Genomic DNA, 14,412 nt, shown 5'->3' with positions numbered 1-14,412 from the left:
TCCTCTGGGGGGTCTCCGGTCGCTCGTCGCAGGCTCGCCTCATCCCAGGCACTCCTGCAGCGACCGGGCGTTGAACTGCATCAGCTGGACGTAGGTGCGCACCTGGTCGTCGAAGGCATCGCCGTAGATCCGGCAGATCCGGACGCCCCGTTCCTTGGCCACCTCCTGCAGCGTGCTGGATCGGGCGGCCAGGTTGGGTTCCAGGAACACCGCCGGCACGTGCAGGTTGTCAATGGTCTCGGTCAGCCGCCGCCGCTCCAGCAGGCTCGGCTCGGCCGCCGGGTTCGGGGTCACGAACCCGGCCACCGACAGGTCGTACGCGTGCGCGAGGTAGCCGAACGCGTCGTGCGTGGTGACCAGCTGGCGGCGGCCCTCCGGGATGGTCGCGATGGTGTCGCGCACCTCGGTGTCCAGTGCGGTCAGCTGGTCCAGGTAGGCGGCGGTGCTGGCGGTGTAGTCCGCGGCGCCGTCGGGGTCGACCGAGATGAGCGTGTCCCGCATGAGTTCCACGTACGCCTGCGCGTTGTGCACGTCGTGCCACAGGTGCGGGTCGATCTCCCCGTGCACGTGCGCGCCCAGCACCGCCTGCGGCAGTTGGTAGATCTCCGTGCCGGCGCGGCCCAGGAAGCGCAGGTTGGGGTCACCGGGAATCTCGTGCAGCGCCTTGGTCGGCACTTCGATCACGGTGTCCTGCGCCTCGGCGAGGTCATGCCCGTGTCCGTCGCCGTGGGCGTCGGAGACGAGCACCAGCCGTTCCGCTTCCGTGTCGACGGTGAGATCGGTGTGGCCGGAGTTGAGCACCTCGCGCACGGCCATCCCCGGCACCTCCCACGGGTTGACCCCGACCGCGAAGGTGAATGTGCCCTCCCCCAGTGGCACCGGCTCCTGCTCGACCGAGACCCGCAGCGCCGCCTGCAGGGTCAGCCGGTAGATGCCGGGTGCGGTGAACGCCCAGCTCATGTGGGTGTGCGCATCCGGGGGCAGGATCACCGAGTCGGCGTCCTCGCCGACGCCGAACCCGTCGTCGGAGTCGAAGGAGATGTCCGGCTGGCCGAAACTGCCCAGCAGGTACGCGGTCAGCCGGCCCGGTCCGGTCATGCCGGTGGCGGTCAGCACCACGTCTGAGGATCGGTCGGCGCCGCGGTCGACGGCCAGCCCGCGGACCCGGAGCCCCAGCCAGATGGTGTCCAGCGAGAAGTTCTCCACCAGCGGGATCAGCTCGGCGGCGTACTTCACCGATTCCTCGGCCAGCGAGACGTTGGGCACCCCGTCGCGCAGGTTGGCGTCCAGCGTCTTGATCACATTGTGCTGTTCCAGCAGTGCGTAGTTGCTGAACGCCACATCGGCGTAGACGACGTTGCGGACGTCGCGCAGCGACGGTTCGTAGCTGTGCGGGTCGGCACTGTCGGGCACCAACGAATGCACCTCGACCCGGTCGCCGCCCACGTTGCGGGCCAGATCGGCCAGGATGCCGGTGGTGGTGACCACCTGCACCCGGCCGTTGTCGACAGCCGGCGTGGCCGGACCGGCGCATCCCGTCACCAGCGCGGCGACCGCGCTGGTGACGGCGATCAGGACCCGACGCGCGGACCGCACACCGGTCATCGGTGCGCGGCCCGGGACCGTCGGCCGCGGACCAGCAGTCCGACGCCGGACAGCAGCAGCACCGCCCCGATCGCCAGCGGCAGGCCGATCGCCGCGCCGGTGTTGCCCAGCGCCCCGTCCGTGGATCCACCGGCCGCCAGCTGGCACGCCCGTCCGACCGCGTCGCGGCCCACCGTGCTCACCACCGTCTCGGTCACCGGAGCGCCGTCCAGCGGAACGGCGGCCGGCTGAGTGCTGGGGGCGGCCGCCGCGATGCCGTCGCCGACGGCGAACGTGAGCACCGCCGTGCCGGCGGCGGGCGCACCGTCGATGACGCCGGAGAAGGACAGGGTGACGCGGTACCGGCCGGGTTCGGTGAAGACCCAGTTGCCGTGCACGTGCACACCGGTGGCGCCGACCTCGATGTCGTGCGAGGTGGGACCGCCGACGTCGTCCATGATCCGTTGGCCGACGCCACCGAAGGTTCCGGTCAGGAAGACCGCGACCGAACCGGGACCCTCCACCGAGTCCAACTGCATGGTGATCGGCCCGGTGACGTGCCCCTTGATCGTCTCGTGCTGGGTGTTCCAGCCCAGCCACGGGATCCCGGCCGCCTGCGTCTGCGGGATCATCCACACCTGTGCGCCGGCGTCGCCGATGAAGGAGTAGCCGTCGCCCTGCGGCAGCGCGGTCCGCGCCGAGTCGCCCACCACGAACTCCACCGACGCGGGGTCCAGCCAACCGCGGTCGTCGGTCTTGACCATCGGGCGGAGCTGTCCGTCCACGAACTGGGGGCCGAAGTCGTAGTGGCCGTCCGCGAGTCGCTCGACCCCGGCGGCCGGAGGGGCGCTGGGAGCCGGACCGGATGCCCCGCCCGGCCGGGTGACCACCGAGGTCACCGGCGTCGGGATGCAGGCGGCCGCGCTGCTCGACGCGGCCGAGCCGCCCCCCGCCGCAGCGGCCGAGGAGGTGCCGCCACCGGCGCCCGGTGCGGCCGGCTGTCCCGGTGCCGCCGGCGCGGCCGGAGCACTGCCACCCGGTGCCGCCGGCGTCCCGGCGTCCGGCGCAGCCGGAGCGCCCGATCCACACGGCGCCGCGGCGGTCAGCGGATCACCGGGACCGACCAGGAAGTTGAGCGTCTCGGTGTCCCGCTGCACCGCGCCCCTGATGGTGGCGGACTGGGTGATGCTGACCCGGTAGACCCCCGGGGCGGTGAACACCCAGTTGCCGTGGGCGTGCACGCCGGTGGCGCCGACCGGGATGTCGTACGAGGTGGGACCGCCCACGGTGTCCATCACCCGGGTCCCCACGCCGCCGAAGGATCCCTGCAGGAACACGGCCAGCTCGCCGGGACCGTCGACCCCGGCCAGGGTCATCGTGACGGGGCCGTCGACCTGACCGGCGATGGTGCGGTCCTGGGTGTTCCAGCCCAGCCACGGGATGCCCGGGGCCTGGGTCTGCGGGATCTGCCAGGCCCGAGTGCCGGCGGCCGCCACGAACTCGTAGCCCGCCGGCATGGTGACCTCGGCCGGGTCACCGACGTGGAAGACGACCGTCCTGGGCTCGAGCCAACCCTGGTCGTCGGTCTTGATCCGGGAGTGCAGCGTGCCGTCGAACTGGGACCCGAAGTCGAAGTGCCCCTCGGTGAAGACCTGCGGCGACGGGCAGGCCACCGGAGCGGCGGCCGGTGCGGGCACTGCAGCCGGAGCCGGAGCCTGCATCGCCCTGGCCAGCACCTGCACCGAAGGGTTCGGACCGGCGGTCCGGTCGGCCGCCGCGCTGGACGCCTCGGCCGGGACGGCCGGCAGGTCACCCACCACGAAGGTGAACTCCTGGGCCGCCGAGCGCAGGGTCTCGCCGTCCACGGTCGTGCCGGTGGCCTGCACGGTCAGTCGGTAGGTGCCGAGCGCCGTGAAGGCCCAGCTGGCGTCGGCCTGGGTCCCGGCACGGACCGGGACGGATCGCAGCGCGCGGTCCTGGGTGCTCAGCAGGCGGACCGGGTCGCCGAGCGGCTCGGTGGTGAAGACCTCGAGCCGCGCACCGGCCGGTACCTGGGCGTCCAGCAACTCCAGGGTGACCAGGTCGTCCTGCAGCACACCGGCACCCACCGACCGGGCCTCCCAGCCGGCCAGCAGCGAGCTGTCGGTCCCCTGCACCGGCAGCACCCACACGGGGTCGCCCTCCGGGGCGATGAACTCGAACGACCCGGCCGGTACCACGGTCCGGCCCACCCGGTCCCCGGCGATGTCGGGCAGGTGGAACACGACGCCGGACGGATCCCGGCCCACGATCTGCTGCACCCAGGCAGCTGACGGATCGGAGCCCGGACCGGCGGCCGCGCCGGTCGACAGGGTCAGATCCGTACCGGTCATCCCGAGCCGGAAGACGTCGACCCGACCCCGATCCACCACGGCCGGCCCGGCCTGCTCACTCGGTGCCGCACCGGGCTCGGCGTGGGCCACGGCCCCGCTCGGGACGGTGATCACGCTCAGCGCCGCCGTCAGGACCGCGACGAGCGCAGCAACGAGCACGGTCAGCAGCGCAGGAGGGACGACGGGACGTCGCCCCTTCCGCGGCGGCAGGAAGGACACGACGACTCCTCGAGAACGGCGGTAGGCCAGACGGGTCCTCCGGCGGCCGACCAGTGAGGCACGACAGTGACTCCTGCTGAGTGGGTCTCGCCGATCGCACCGGCGCAGACAGGTCTCGCCGCCGGGATCCCGTGATGCGATGGGACCGTAGTCGTAATGAGTATGATTCGCAATGTCGATGATCACGAGGTCGACCTGTCGGGCCGATCCACCGGACGGTCACGGCACCGCCACAGCACCACGGAGGACGGTATGACTGCGCCCGCAACCGTCGGCACCCCGTTCCATGTCGGCCACGCCGACTTCGAGGCCTGGGACCGGTTGCTGTGGACTCCCATGGGCCGGGTCGCCGCCGAGGCGGTGGTGACACCGGGCAGCCGAGTGCTCGATGCCTGCTGCGGTTCCGGTGGCTCAGCGCTCCCGGCTGCCGAGCTGACCGGCCCGTCCGGGTCGGTCGATGCCCTCGACCTGGCCCCCAACCTGGTCGCGCTCGGGCGAGCCAAGGCGCTGTCGGCCGGGTTGACCAACATCGGCTTCACCGTGGCCGACGTCCTGGCTCCGGCGTCCGGCGGGTACGACGCACTCGTCTGCTGCTACGGCGTCTTCTTCTTCCCGGACATGGACGCCGGAACCCGGACGCTGCTGGGACACCTCAGACCCGGAGGCCGATTCGCCATCCTGACCTGGGCCGACCAGGCGATGGGTACGTTCATGCCGCTGGCGATGGCCGCCATCGGACGACACCGGCCGCTCCCCCCGGCGTCCAGCACCCCACCGGCGGAACGGATCTCGACCCCGGATCGGTTCCGGGCCTGGCTCACCGATCTCGACACCACCGACATCGGGATCCGCCGCGTCGACCGCACGCAACCACTGACTCCCGACCTGGCCTGGTCCCTGGTCGCCGGCACCGCGTTGCGCGGTCTGCTGCCCGACGACGTCCCGACCCAGCAGGCCATCCGCAACGACCTGACCGCGGTGCTGCAGCAGCACGGCGTCCAGGACATCTGCCTGGACTCCCTGCTGGCCGTCGGCCGTGTCCCGTCCCGAAGCTGACCATCCGATCACCACCTCGAGGAGACATCCGTGAAACCCGGCATCCACCCCGACTACCACCCGGTCGTGTTCCGCGACGCGTCGACCGGCGACGAGTTCCTCACCCGGTCGACCGCCACCAGCACGGCCACCATCACCTGGTCCGACGGCAACGAGTACCCGCTCATCGTGGTCGACGTGACCAGCGCCTCCCACCCGTTCTGGACCGGGGCCGCCCGAGTGATGGATTCCGAGGGCCGGGTCGAGCGGTTCCACCGCCGGTACGGGCGGCGCAGCCGGTGATCGACATCACGGTCAGTACCTTCGAAAGTGCGGAACGTCAGCAGAACGGAGCACAGACATGGTGATCGGACATCTGGCCGGACGAGCAGCCGCGGCCCTGGCCAGCGGCATCGTCGGCGCCGTGGTGGTGGATCGGGTGAAGGCGGGCGCCGGCCGGTCGGCGCTGCGCCGGAGCGCGGTGGCCGTGACGACCTGGGGGCTACGCGGTCAGCGCCGACTGGAGTCCGGAGCCGAATCGGTCCGGCTGACCACGGGCGACATCGTCGCCGAGGCCCGGGAACGGATCGGGGAGCAGGCGCCACCACCCGGTACGGCGGCCGGTGACCACCACGGCCACCAGCACTGAGATGCCTGCCGCGTCCCAGGAACCGGCCCCTCGCCGAGCGCCACGCCGGGCCTGGGCCTCGGCCGTCCGAGCCACCACGTCAGCCGCCACCGAACCGGTGCCCGTGGCGCCCCCCGGGGAGCCCTCACCGGGACCGGTCGAGGTCCGGGTGGTGTCCGACGCCGCCGGCCGGCTGCGCCTGGCCACCCCGTTCATCAGCGGATCGGCCGCCCGGGCCGTGGCCGTGGAGGACGCCGTCGGGGCGCTCGACGGCGTGCTCGCGGTGCAGGCGTTCCCGCGGACCGGCGCGGTGCTGGTCTGGCGCAAGGCGGCTCGCTGCCCGGATGCCGCCGTGCTGACGGCGGTCCGGACGGCCGCCCTGATCTCGCCGACCGCGGTCGCCACCCGGACCCCCCGCTCCGCGGACGTCCGTGGGAGCGACGTGGTCCGCCTGGTGGTGGGCGGTCTGGCACTGGTGCTGCTGGGCGGCCGTCGGTTCGTGCTACGCCGGCCTCCGGTGCTGGGTCCGGGCAGCCGCACGGTGGCCACCGGCGTCACCATCTTCACCGGGTACCCCTTCCTGCGCGGCGCCGTCGCCGCGCTGCGCGGCCGACGGACGGCCGGGACCGACGCGCTGGTGACGGCCGCCACCATCGCCTCGCTGGTGCTCCGCGAGAACGTCGTCGCCCTCACCGTGCTGTGGCTGCTGAACATCGGCGAGTACCTGCAGGACCTGACGCTGCGACGCACCCGGCGCGCGATCTCGGAACTGCTGACCGGCAGCGCCGACACCATCTGGGTGCAACTGGGCGACAGCACGGACGACAGCACGGACGGCAGCAGCGACCTCGAGGAGCGACGGCTCATCGCGGAGCTCGGCATCGGTGACCGCGTCGTCGTGCACGAGCAGGTCGCCCTGCCGGTCGACGGCGTCGTCGTCTCCGGCGAGGGTGTGCTGGACCAGGCCGCCATCACCGGCGAGAGCCTGCCGGTGACCGTCGGTGTCGGCACCCGGGTGCACGCCGGCTCGGTGCTCGTCCGCGGCCGGATCGTGGTCGCCGCGGAGGCGGTCGGCTCGGACACCGCGATCGGTCGCATCATCGAACGGGTCGAGACCGCGCAGCAGGACCAGGCGCCGATCCAGACGGTGGGCGAGAACTTCTCCCGCCGGTTCGTACCGGCCTCGTTCGCCCTGTCCGCGCTCACCCTGCTGATCACCCGGGACGTCCGCCGGGCGATGACCATGCTGCTCGTCGCCTGCCCGTGCGCGGTGGGGTTGTCCACCCCGACGGCGATCAGTGCCGCGATCGGCAACGGCGCCCGGCGCGGCATCCTGATCAAGGGCGGCTCGCACCTGGAGCGAGCCGCGCAGGTGGACACGCTGGTCGTGGACAAGACCGGGACGGTCACCACCGGACGCCCGGTGGTGACCAACGTGCTGTCGTTCCACGCCGACTGGGAACCCGAGCAGGTGCTGGCCTACGTGGCCAGCTCCGAGATCCACTCACGACACCCGTTGGCCCAGGCGGTGATCCGCTCGACGGAGGAGCGGCACATCGTCATCCCGCCGCACGAGGAGTGTGAGGTGCTGCTCGGCCTGGGCATGCGCACCCAGGCCGACGGACGGGTCCTGTTGCTGGGCAGCCCGGAGCTGTTGCGCAGTGAGAAGGTGCGGATCTCGGCCAAGGCACGGGGCTGGGTGACCCGGCTGCAGCGTCAGGCCGAGACGCCCCTGCTGCTGGCGGTCGACGGCGCCTTGGTCGGCCTGGTCAGTCTGCGGGACACGGTGCGCCCCGAGGCTCCCGCCGTGCTGGAGCGACTGCGCCGGGACGGCGTCCGGCGCATCGTGATGCTCACCGGGGACCATCCGGAGACCGCGGCCGCGGTCGCCGCCGAACTCGGCATCACCGAGTGGCACGCCCAGGTCCTGCCGGAGGACAAGCAGGACATCGTCCGCCGGCTCCAACAGGAGGGCCACGTGGTGGCCATGCTCGGCGACGGCACCAACGACGCCCCGGCCCTGGCCCTGGCAGACATCGGCATCGCCATGGGCATCTCGGGCACCGACGTGGCCGTCGAGACCGCCGATGTCGCCCTGGCCGGCGACGACCTCACCCGGCTGGTCGACCTGCGCGACCTCGCGCAGCGCGCCATCGGAGTCATCCGGCAGAACTACGGGATGTCCATCGCGGTGAACGCCACCGGCCTGCTCATCGGCGCCGGCGGCGCCCTGTCCCCGGTGATGGCGGCCATCCTGCACAATGCGTCGTCGGTCGCCGTGGTGGGCAACAGCTCTCGGCTGACCCGGTACCGCCTGCCCCGACGGGCGAGCTGAGCACCGAGCCGGCACGCGGACGAGCCCGGACCCACCTTCCGTGGGGTCCGGGCTCATCCGTTCCCGATGGTCACGCCGCGAAGCGCCGCTGCCCCAGCCACGGGTCCAGCCCGTCGTCCTGACCGATCCAGCGCTCGGCGCGGGCGGCCTCGACCTCGGTCATCAGCAGCTCCGAGAAGGCCCGGGTGAGCTCGGCCCGGACGTCGGTCGTCCCGGTGAACACCAGCCGGGTCGTCGGCCGCTGCCCCTGCCACGGCCCGGCCGCCCCGATGCTCAGCTGCGACCCGACCCCTTCCCACTCCCCGGCCAGTTCCGGACGCGTCGGCAGGAAGAACCGTCCGCGGCTGCAGGTCGACCCGGCCATCAGCCGCTCCAGCCCCTCGACGAACCGTTCGGGATGCATCGGTCGAGGGCTCTCCAGGTCGAGGGTCCAGACGCCGTCGGAGTCACGGGCAGTCGTCGGGCGGGTCAGCCGCGGGTCGATCCGGGCCTCGGCCCGAGCGCCGTCGTGGCGACGGGTGAACAATCTCGTCGCGTCGAGCGAGTACAGCTCGGCTCGATGCGTCCCGGCGCCCCGCACGTGCTCGATCACGACGTCACCCTGCCCGTGCGTCCCGGCGGTGATGACCAGGTCCACGTGTCGCAACTGGGCGGCCAGGGCCTCCCCGACGCTGCGGCCGTCGTCGTCGGACAGGTGCAGCGAGCGATCCCGGAGCATGTCCTGCCCGAACAGGTCGTCCGGCACGCGCTCGGCGTCCACCACGGTGACCACGCCGATCAGTTCGGTACCCAGGTCGGCGGCCACCGCCGGGTCGGCCAGCGGCCGGGCCAGGGGCGGCGTGGCTGCGGACACCGGCAGACACACCATGATCCGGTCCCATCGCCCCGAGGCAGCCATGGCCGCCAGGGTCGGCAGCGAATCCTCCCGGACCGCGCAGCCCAGGCAGGTGTGCTCGAGCGGCAGGGTGACGTCCTCGACGACACCGCCGGCGTCACTGATCAGCCGGCGGAGGGTGCCGGCCACCGGGTCGAGGTCCTGGCGCAGCACGCCGGTGCGCGGCGCGCCGGCAACCGCGGTGAACGAGAGCATGTCCCGCAGCACCGCGTCCATCGACGCCGCCACCACCACGGAGACGCGATCGGTCATCCCTGCCGCGCCTTCCACTTCGGGTTCCGCTTGTTGATGACGAAGACCTTCCCGTGGCGCCTGACCACGATCGAGCCCTCCTTCTGCTTCAACGCCCTCAAGGACGCGCGAACCTTCATGCGACTGCTCCTCACCAACTCGACTTGCGGATGCCGGGAAGCTCTCCGGCGTGGGCCATCTCGCGGAACCGGATGCGGGACAGCCCGAAGGCGCGCAGATGCCCCCGCGGCCGGCCATCGGCTACGTCGCGCCGGCGGACGCGGGTCGGCGACGCATCCCGGGGCAGACGCTGCAGGGCCAGCTGGGCCGCCGCGCGTTCCTCCGGGGTGGCCGCGGTGCGGGTCGCGGCCTTGAGTTCGGCGCGCCGGGTCGCGTACCGGGCCACCGTCTGCTGTCGCTGCTGGTTCTTGACGATCTTCGACGTCTTGGCCATCAGAGACGCTCCCCGCGACGCAGGAGGTCGGCGACGACGGCGTCGATACCCCGGGCGTCGATCACCTTCATGCCCTTGGCCGAGACGGTGAGCCGCACGGTGCGGCCGAGCGACGGCACGAAGTACCGCTTGTGCTGGATGTTCGGATCGAACCGGCGGTTCGTCCGCCGGTGCGAGTGCGACACCGACTTCCCGAATCCGGGCCGGGCTCCGGTGACCTGGCACGTGGCCGACATCTACAGACCTCCCACGCGGTGCGCGTACTTCACCAGACGTCGGGGGACCAGCTGCCGCCGGCCCTCGACGACGATCTCGACCAGGTCCGGCGCGGTGGCCTTCCACTGGGACCGTCGCGATCGGGTCCGCGATCGCGACATCCGGCGCTTCGGGACCGCCATCAGTGCCTCACCCCTTCGCCTGCTGTGTGCACGCCACTCACCTCTCCATCGACCGGCCGGGGAATCCCGCCGCGACGAGCGAGGTTACAGTATTGAGAATCATTCGCATCCATCCGGAGGGATCACCTGTGGCACGCAACGACGTCCGACCCATCGTCAAGCTGCGCTCGACGGCCGGCACCGGTCACACCTACGTCACCCGCAAGAACCGGCGGAACGACCCGGACCGCCTGGTGCTGCGCAAGTTCGACCCGATCGCGCGGGCGCACGTCGACTTCCGCGAGGAGCGCTGATGGCCGGCCGGTCCCGGGCCGAGTCCGGTGTTGCCGCGCGGCGGCCCAAGCGCCGGTCCAACCCGCTGATCGAACTGGGCCTCACCACGGTCGACTACAAGGACGTGGCGCTGCTGCGCCGCTTCATCTCCGACCGCGGCAAGATCCGCTCGCGCCGGGTCACCGGACTCACCGGTCAGCAGCAGCGGCAAGTGGCCGCAGCGATCAAGACCGCCCGCGAGATGGCCCTGCTGCCGAGTGCCCCGCACGCCCGCTGACGGCCCCGGCGGGACGGGTGGCCGGGCTGACCAGCACGGCCACCCCCAGCAGGACGGCGACCACCACGGTGGCCCGCAGCACGCCCCACTCGTGGCCGAGGAAGCCGATGAGCGGCGGCCCGGCCAGGAAGGCGCAGTAGCCGATCGAGGCGACCACGCTGACCCGGGTGGCCGCGCGCAGCGGGTCGTCCGCAGCGGCGCTCATCCCGACCGGGAACCCGAGGGACGTGCCGAAGCCCCACAGCAGACCGCCGACGGCGGCCAGCACCGGGGACGGGGCGAAGACGAACACCACGACTCCGGCGATGCCGACGAGCGACAGCACCCGCAGCACCGCCACCCGCCCCCACCGGTCGAGCCAGGCGGGTCCGAACCAGCGGCCGGCGGTCATGGCCGCCAGGAAGAGGGCGAACACCAGCGTGCCGATCGCGGCCGGGGCGCCGTAGCCGTCGATGAGCGCGACGCTGATCCAGTCGTTGCCGACGCCCTCGGCGAACGCGAAACACAGCACCAGCACACCGATGAGCAGCGTCCGCGGTTCCCGCCAGGCCTGCAGCACCGAGAACCGGGCCGCAATCTGTCGACCCGCGGCTGTGTCATCCGGAGCACCGTCGGGATCAGCGGCCGTGTCGGGCACGAATCGGCGGGTGGCCATCGGCACCACCACCGCGACCAGGCCGGCCACCACCACCAGGTGCAGCCACACCGGGACTGCCAGCGCCACCAGGCCGGCCCCCACCAGGGCACCGCCCACGGTGCCCACACTGAAGGCCGCGTGGAAGCGGGACATGATGGAGCGTCCGGAGAGTCGTTCCACGACGGCACCCTGGACGTTCATGGCCACGTCCCAGGCGCCGTTGCCGAAGCCGAGCAGCACCAGCCCGGCGACCACCGCCACGACGCTCACCTCCGCCCCGAAGGCGGCCACCACCAGGCCGGCGGCCAGCAGCAGGGACATCGCGGCGACGACCCGGCGGGAGCCGAACCGGGCCACGATGGGGCCGGCTGACGGCAGCGAGACGATCGAGCCTGCGGCGATGGCCAGCAACACCAGTCCGAGGGCGGACGAGCTCAACGACAGCTGGTCCCGGACCTGCGCGATGCGGGACGCCCAGCTGGCGAAGGCGAACCCGGAGGCGGCGAACACGGTGGCGGTGGCCACGGTGGCCGCACGGATCTCCAGGACCGCACCGGCGACCACCGGACTCGACGGCGGCGCTGGATCGGACACGTCGTCCACTCCTCGCTCCTCTGAGTTCGGTTGGCCCCGGCCGACCCGGGACCGCCCGAGCCTAGAGAACGACGACCCGCAGCCTGGTCGGCCGCGCGCCGCACTGCCCCGGGGTGGCTGCCCCGCCGGTACTCGTTCAACAGGTCCAGGAACGAGTGGTGCTCATGGACGACCACCCACGCCCGTCCCGCTTGACCAGACCAACGGTGACCCGGAGCCGCAGGTCCGGGTCCTGCTCGACGCCCTCGAGATCGTCCGACCGGATGGCGGCGACCCATCGCTCGATCAGCTCGCGGATGAGCTGTTGGTCCTGCAGTGACCCGGGCATGGCGGTTCCTGACGTCCGACGACGGTCCACCGGGACCGACCCACCCCGGCGCCGCAGGTCCTCGGTCCGTCACCCGTCTAGTGCCCGGACACCCCCCGCACCCGGTGCCCGACCACCAGCGACTCGCCCGACAGCACCGCACGCGGCGACACCAGGAAGGTGACCAGATCGGCGATCTGCGCCGGGCTGGAGTCGCCCGGCCGGCCGGCGTCGACCTCGGAGGCCGGTTCGTGCTTGACCAGGCCCGGATTCACCGTGTTCACCGTGATGCCGGTGCCGGCCAGCTCGTCGGCCAGGTTCTTGCCGATCAGGTTGAGCGCCGCGTTGCGCACCGAGCCGGTGATGTTGCCGGTCAGGAACGCGTTCTGACCGCTGATGCCGACGATGCGGCCGGACCCGGCCTCCCGCATCGCCGGGATCGCCGCGGCGGCGACCCGCAGGAACGACAGGGCCTTGGCGTCGAAGGCCTCGGCCACCTGCGCCGGGTCGGCGTTGCGAGCCGGGTCGAGGGTCTGCGCACTCGGCGCCGCCGTGACCACCACCCCGTCGAGCCGGCCGTGCTCGGCCACGATGCCGGCGACCCCGTCGCGGACCGAGGCCTCGTCCCGGGCGTCCATGACCAGACCACCGGTCGCGGGGTCGGCGTGCCGCGACGCCGGGACCACCACCGCGCCCTCCTCGCGGAGCCGTTCCACCACGGCGGTCCCGATCAGTCCGGTCCCACCGACCACCAGCACCACGCGGTCCGCCAGCATCAGGTCCACGGCGTTCTCCTTCGCACGAGCAACAGGTCGCCACATTCCAGCATCACCGGTGATCGGCGCCGGCAGTGCGCCCGTGTCGGTGGCGATCCGCGCGATGCGATGCTCACCGCGTGACTGCACCGCAGCTGGGCTGCATCGCCGACGACCACACGGGCGGCACCGATGTCGCCGCCGGGCTGCGCCGGGTCGGCATCCCGACCGCGCTGCTGTTCGGGGTGCCCGACCCGGACCAGCCGCTGCCGCGGTGCCGGGCCGTGGTGGTGGCGCTCAAGACCCGCACGGTGCCGCCCGCCGACGCGGTGGCGCAGAGCCTGGCGGCGCAGCGGTGGCTCGACGACCGCGGGGTCCCCACCACCTACTTCAAGTACTGCTCGACCTTCGACAGCACCGACGCCGGCAACATCGGGCCCGTCACCGACGCCCTGCTCGATGCGACGGGGTCCGGACTGACCCTCGTCTGCCCGGCGTCGCCCGAGCACGGGCGCACCGTGTACCAGGGCCACCACTTCGTCGGCGCCACGCTGCTGTCCGAGTCACCGATGCGGCACCACCCGCTCACCCCGATGACCGATCCTGATCTGGTCCGGGTGCTGGGCCGGCAGACGCCGCACCCCGTCGGCCTGCTGCCGCTGACCGTGGTCCGGGCCGGCGTCGCGGCGGCGCGGGAACACCTGGACGGGATGGCCGCCCGCGGCGTCCGCCATGTCGTCGTCGACGTCACCGAGGACGACGACCTGCTGGTGGCCGCGGCGGCCGGCCGGGACCTGCCCGTGCTGACCGGCGGGGCCGGGTTGGCCCGGGCGTTCGGCAGCGTGGTGCTCGGGGCCGACGCTCCCGTGCCCGCCCCGGACCTGCACGGGAGTCTGCCCGCCGGCCCGGGTCTGGTGCTGGCCGGCAGCTGCTCGGCCGCCACCCTCGAGCAGATCGACCTGGCCCGCGGCCGGTTCCCCACGCACCGCCTGGACCCGGTGGCCACCCCCGACCCGCAGCAGTTGCTGGAGACGGCCACGACCTGGCTGACCGAGCACCTGGGCCGCGGGCCGCTGCTCATCCACGCCTCTGCTCCCGCCGACGAGCAGCGGGCGGCCGTGGCCGCGATGGGGCCGGACACCGCGGCCGTGCTGGAGCGCACTCTGGGCCGGCTCGCCCGCACCGCCGTCGACCGCGGCGTGCGCCGGATCGTCGTCGCCGGTGGCGAGACCTCCGGCGCCGTCACCGCCGCGCTCGGCGTCCGCACCGTGCTGGTCGCCGGCGAGGAGGACGTGGGCGTCCCCTGGTGCCTGACCGAAGGCACGGACGGCGAGCCGGCCCTGGCCCTGCTGCTCAAGTCGGGCAACTTCGGCCGCCCGGACCTGCTGGTCCGGGCGATGGACGGCGCCACCCCCTGA

The 14,412-nt window shown here is 72.7% G+C and carries 17 protein-coding genes; 7 read left to right on the top strand and 10 right to left on the bottom strand.

Annotation, left to right across the window (positions count from 1 at the left end):
* Window positions 1-39: 39 nt before the first annotated feature.
* Together JL106_RS18730 and JL106_RS18725 are read right to left on the bottom strand one after the other, a co-directional pair.
* A complete protein-coding gene (locus JL106_RS18730) occupies window positions 40-1,605 on the bottom strand; it encodes an anchored repeat ABC transporter, substrate-binding protein (protein WP_236007935.1) in 1,566 nt (521 codons plus the stop codon).
* Window positions 1,602-4,175, bottom strand: a complete 2,574-nt coding sequence (locus JL106_RS18725) for a TIGR03773 family transporter-associated surface protein (RefSeq protein ID WP_205262275.1) — start codon at window positions 4,173-4,175, stop codon at window positions 1,602-1,604. The genes JL106_RS18730 and JL106_RS18725 overlap by 4 nt, the downstream gene beginning before the upstream one ends.
* A 252-nt stretch (window positions 4,176-4,427) precedes the next feature.
* Between JL106_RS18725 and JL106_RS18720 the strand changes: the two genes are divergently transcribed.
* Genes JL106_RS18720 through JL106_RS18705 form a run of 4 tightly spaced genes read left to right on the top strand, consistent with a single transcriptional unit; the run spans window position 4,428 to window position 8,173 of the window.
* Window positions 4,428-5,231, top strand: coding sequence for a class I SAM-dependent methyltransferase (locus JL106_RS18720; protein WP_205262274.1), 804 nt, complete (start codon window positions 4,428-4,430; stop codon window positions 5,229-5,231).
* A 30-nt stretch (window positions 5,232-5,261) separates the two neighbouring features.
* A complete protein-coding gene (locus JL106_RS18715; protein WP_205262273.1) occupies window positions 5,262-5,513 on the top strand; it encodes a type B 50S ribosomal protein L31 in 252 nt (83 codons plus the stop codon).
* 58 nt (window positions 5,514-5,571) lie between these two features.
* Complete coding sequence (locus JL106_RS18710; RefSeq protein WP_205262272.1) at window positions 5,572-5,859, top strand: DUF1490 family protein; 288 nt, start codon at window positions 5,572-5,574, stop codon at window positions 5,857-5,859.
* Window position 5,860: 1 nt separating this feature from the next.
* A complete protein-coding gene (locus tag JL106_RS18705; RefSeq protein WP_205262271.1) occupies window positions 5,861-8,173 on the top strand; it encodes a heavy metal translocating P-type ATPase in 2,313 nt (770 codons plus the stop codon).
* A gap of 70 nt (window positions 8,174-8,243) precedes the next feature.
* On the opposite strand, the gene JL106_RS18700 is transcribed toward JL106_RS18705, so the two are convergent.
* Genes JL106_RS18700 through rpmF form a run of 5 tightly spaced genes read right to left on the bottom strand, consistent with a single transcriptional unit; the run spans window position 8,244 to window position 10,151 of the window.
* Window positions 8,244-9,320: a GTP-binding protein gene (locus tag JL106_RS18700; RefSeq protein WP_205262270.1), complete on the bottom strand. Its 1,077-nt coding sequence runs from the start codon at window positions 9,318-9,320 to the stop codon at window positions 8,244-8,246.
* Window positions 9,317-9,439 (bottom strand): type B 50S ribosomal protein L36, encoded by a 123-nt coding sequence (gene ykgO, locus JL106_RS18695; RefSeq protein ID WP_205262269.1) that lies wholly within the window; start codon window positions 9,437-9,439, stop codon window positions 9,317-9,319. The genes JL106_RS18700 and ykgO overlap by 4 nt, the downstream gene beginning before the upstream one ends.
* 11 nt (window positions 9,440-9,450) lie before the next feature.
* Window positions 9,451-9,753 carry a 30S ribosomal protein S14 gene (gene rpsN, locus JL106_RS18690; protein WP_205262268.1) on the bottom strand — a complete coding sequence of 101 codons (303 nt, stop codon included), beginning with the start codon at window positions 9,751-9,753 and terminating at the stop codon, window positions 9,451-9,453.
* The gene (gene rpmB / locus JL106_RS18685) at window positions 9,753-9,989 is read right to left on the bottom strand and encodes a 50S ribosomal protein L28 (protein ID WP_205262267.1); all 237 of its coding nucleotides are present in this window, start codon (window positions 9,987-9,989) and stop codon (window positions 9,753-9,755) included. Before rpmB ends, rpsN begins: the two co-directional genes overlap by 1 nt.
* On the bottom strand, window positions 9,990-10,151 hold the full coding sequence (rpmF, locus tag JL106_RS18680; RefSeq protein WP_205262266.1) for a 50S ribosomal protein L32: 162 nt from the start codon (window positions 10,149-10,151) through the stop codon (window positions 9,990-9,992). It abuts the gene before it with no gap.
* Between the two features lie 128 nt (window positions 10,152-10,279).
* Between rpmF and rpmG the strand changes: the two genes are divergently transcribed.
* Window positions 10,280-10,444 (top strand): 50S ribosomal protein L33, encoded by a 165-nt coding sequence (rpmG, locus tag JL106_RS18675; RefSeq protein WP_205262265.1) that lies wholly within the window; start codon window positions 10,280-10,282, stop codon window positions 10,442-10,444.
* Complete coding sequence (gene rpsR / locus JL106_RS18670) at window positions 10,444-10,701, top strand: 30S ribosomal protein S18 (RefSeq protein WP_205262264.1); 258 nt, start codon at window positions 10,444-10,446, stop codon at window positions 10,699-10,701. Before rpmG ends, rpsR begins: the two co-directional genes overlap by 1 nt.
* Here rpsR and JL106_RS18665 read toward each other — a convergent pair.
* The 3 genes from JL106_RS18665 to JL106_RS18655 all read right to left on the bottom strand — a co-directional run bounded on the left by JL106_RS18665 (window position 10,649) and on the right by JL106_RS18655 (window position 13,024).
* A complete protein-coding gene (locus tag JL106_RS18665; protein WP_205262263.1) occupies window positions 10,649-11,932 on the bottom strand; it encodes an MFS transporter in 1,284 nt (427 codons plus the stop codon). The two genes, rpsR and JL106_RS18665, sit on opposite strands and share 53 nt — an antisense overlap.
* Before the next feature lie 136 nt (window positions 11,933-12,068).
* Window positions 12,069-12,260: a hypothetical protein gene (locus JL106_RS18660; protein ID WP_205262262.1), complete on the bottom strand. Its 192-nt coding sequence runs from the start codon at window positions 12,258-12,260 to the stop codon at window positions 12,069-12,071.
* A 77-nt stretch (window positions 12,261-12,337) separates the two neighbouring features.
* On the bottom strand, window positions 12,338-13,024 hold the full coding sequence (locus JL106_RS18655; protein WP_205262261.1) for an SDR family NAD(P)-dependent oxidoreductase: 687 nt from the start codon (window positions 13,022-13,024) through the stop codon (window positions 12,338-12,340).
* Window positions 13,025-13,134: 110 nt separating this feature from the next.
* Between JL106_RS18655 and otnK the strand changes: the two genes are divergently transcribed.
* A complete protein-coding gene (gene otnK, locus JL106_RS18650) occupies window positions 13,135-14,412 on the top strand; it encodes a 3-oxo-tetronate kinase (RefSeq protein ID WP_205262260.1) in 1,278 nt (425 codons plus the stop codon).

Origin of the sequence: Nakamurella leprariae, from assembly GCF_016918035.1 — a bacterium.
Classification (GTDB): Bacteria; Actinomycetota; Actinomycetes; order Mycobacteriales; family Nakamurellaceae; genus Nakamurella; species Nakamurella leprariae.
This window is presented reverse-complemented; position numbering and strand designations above follow the sequence as displayed.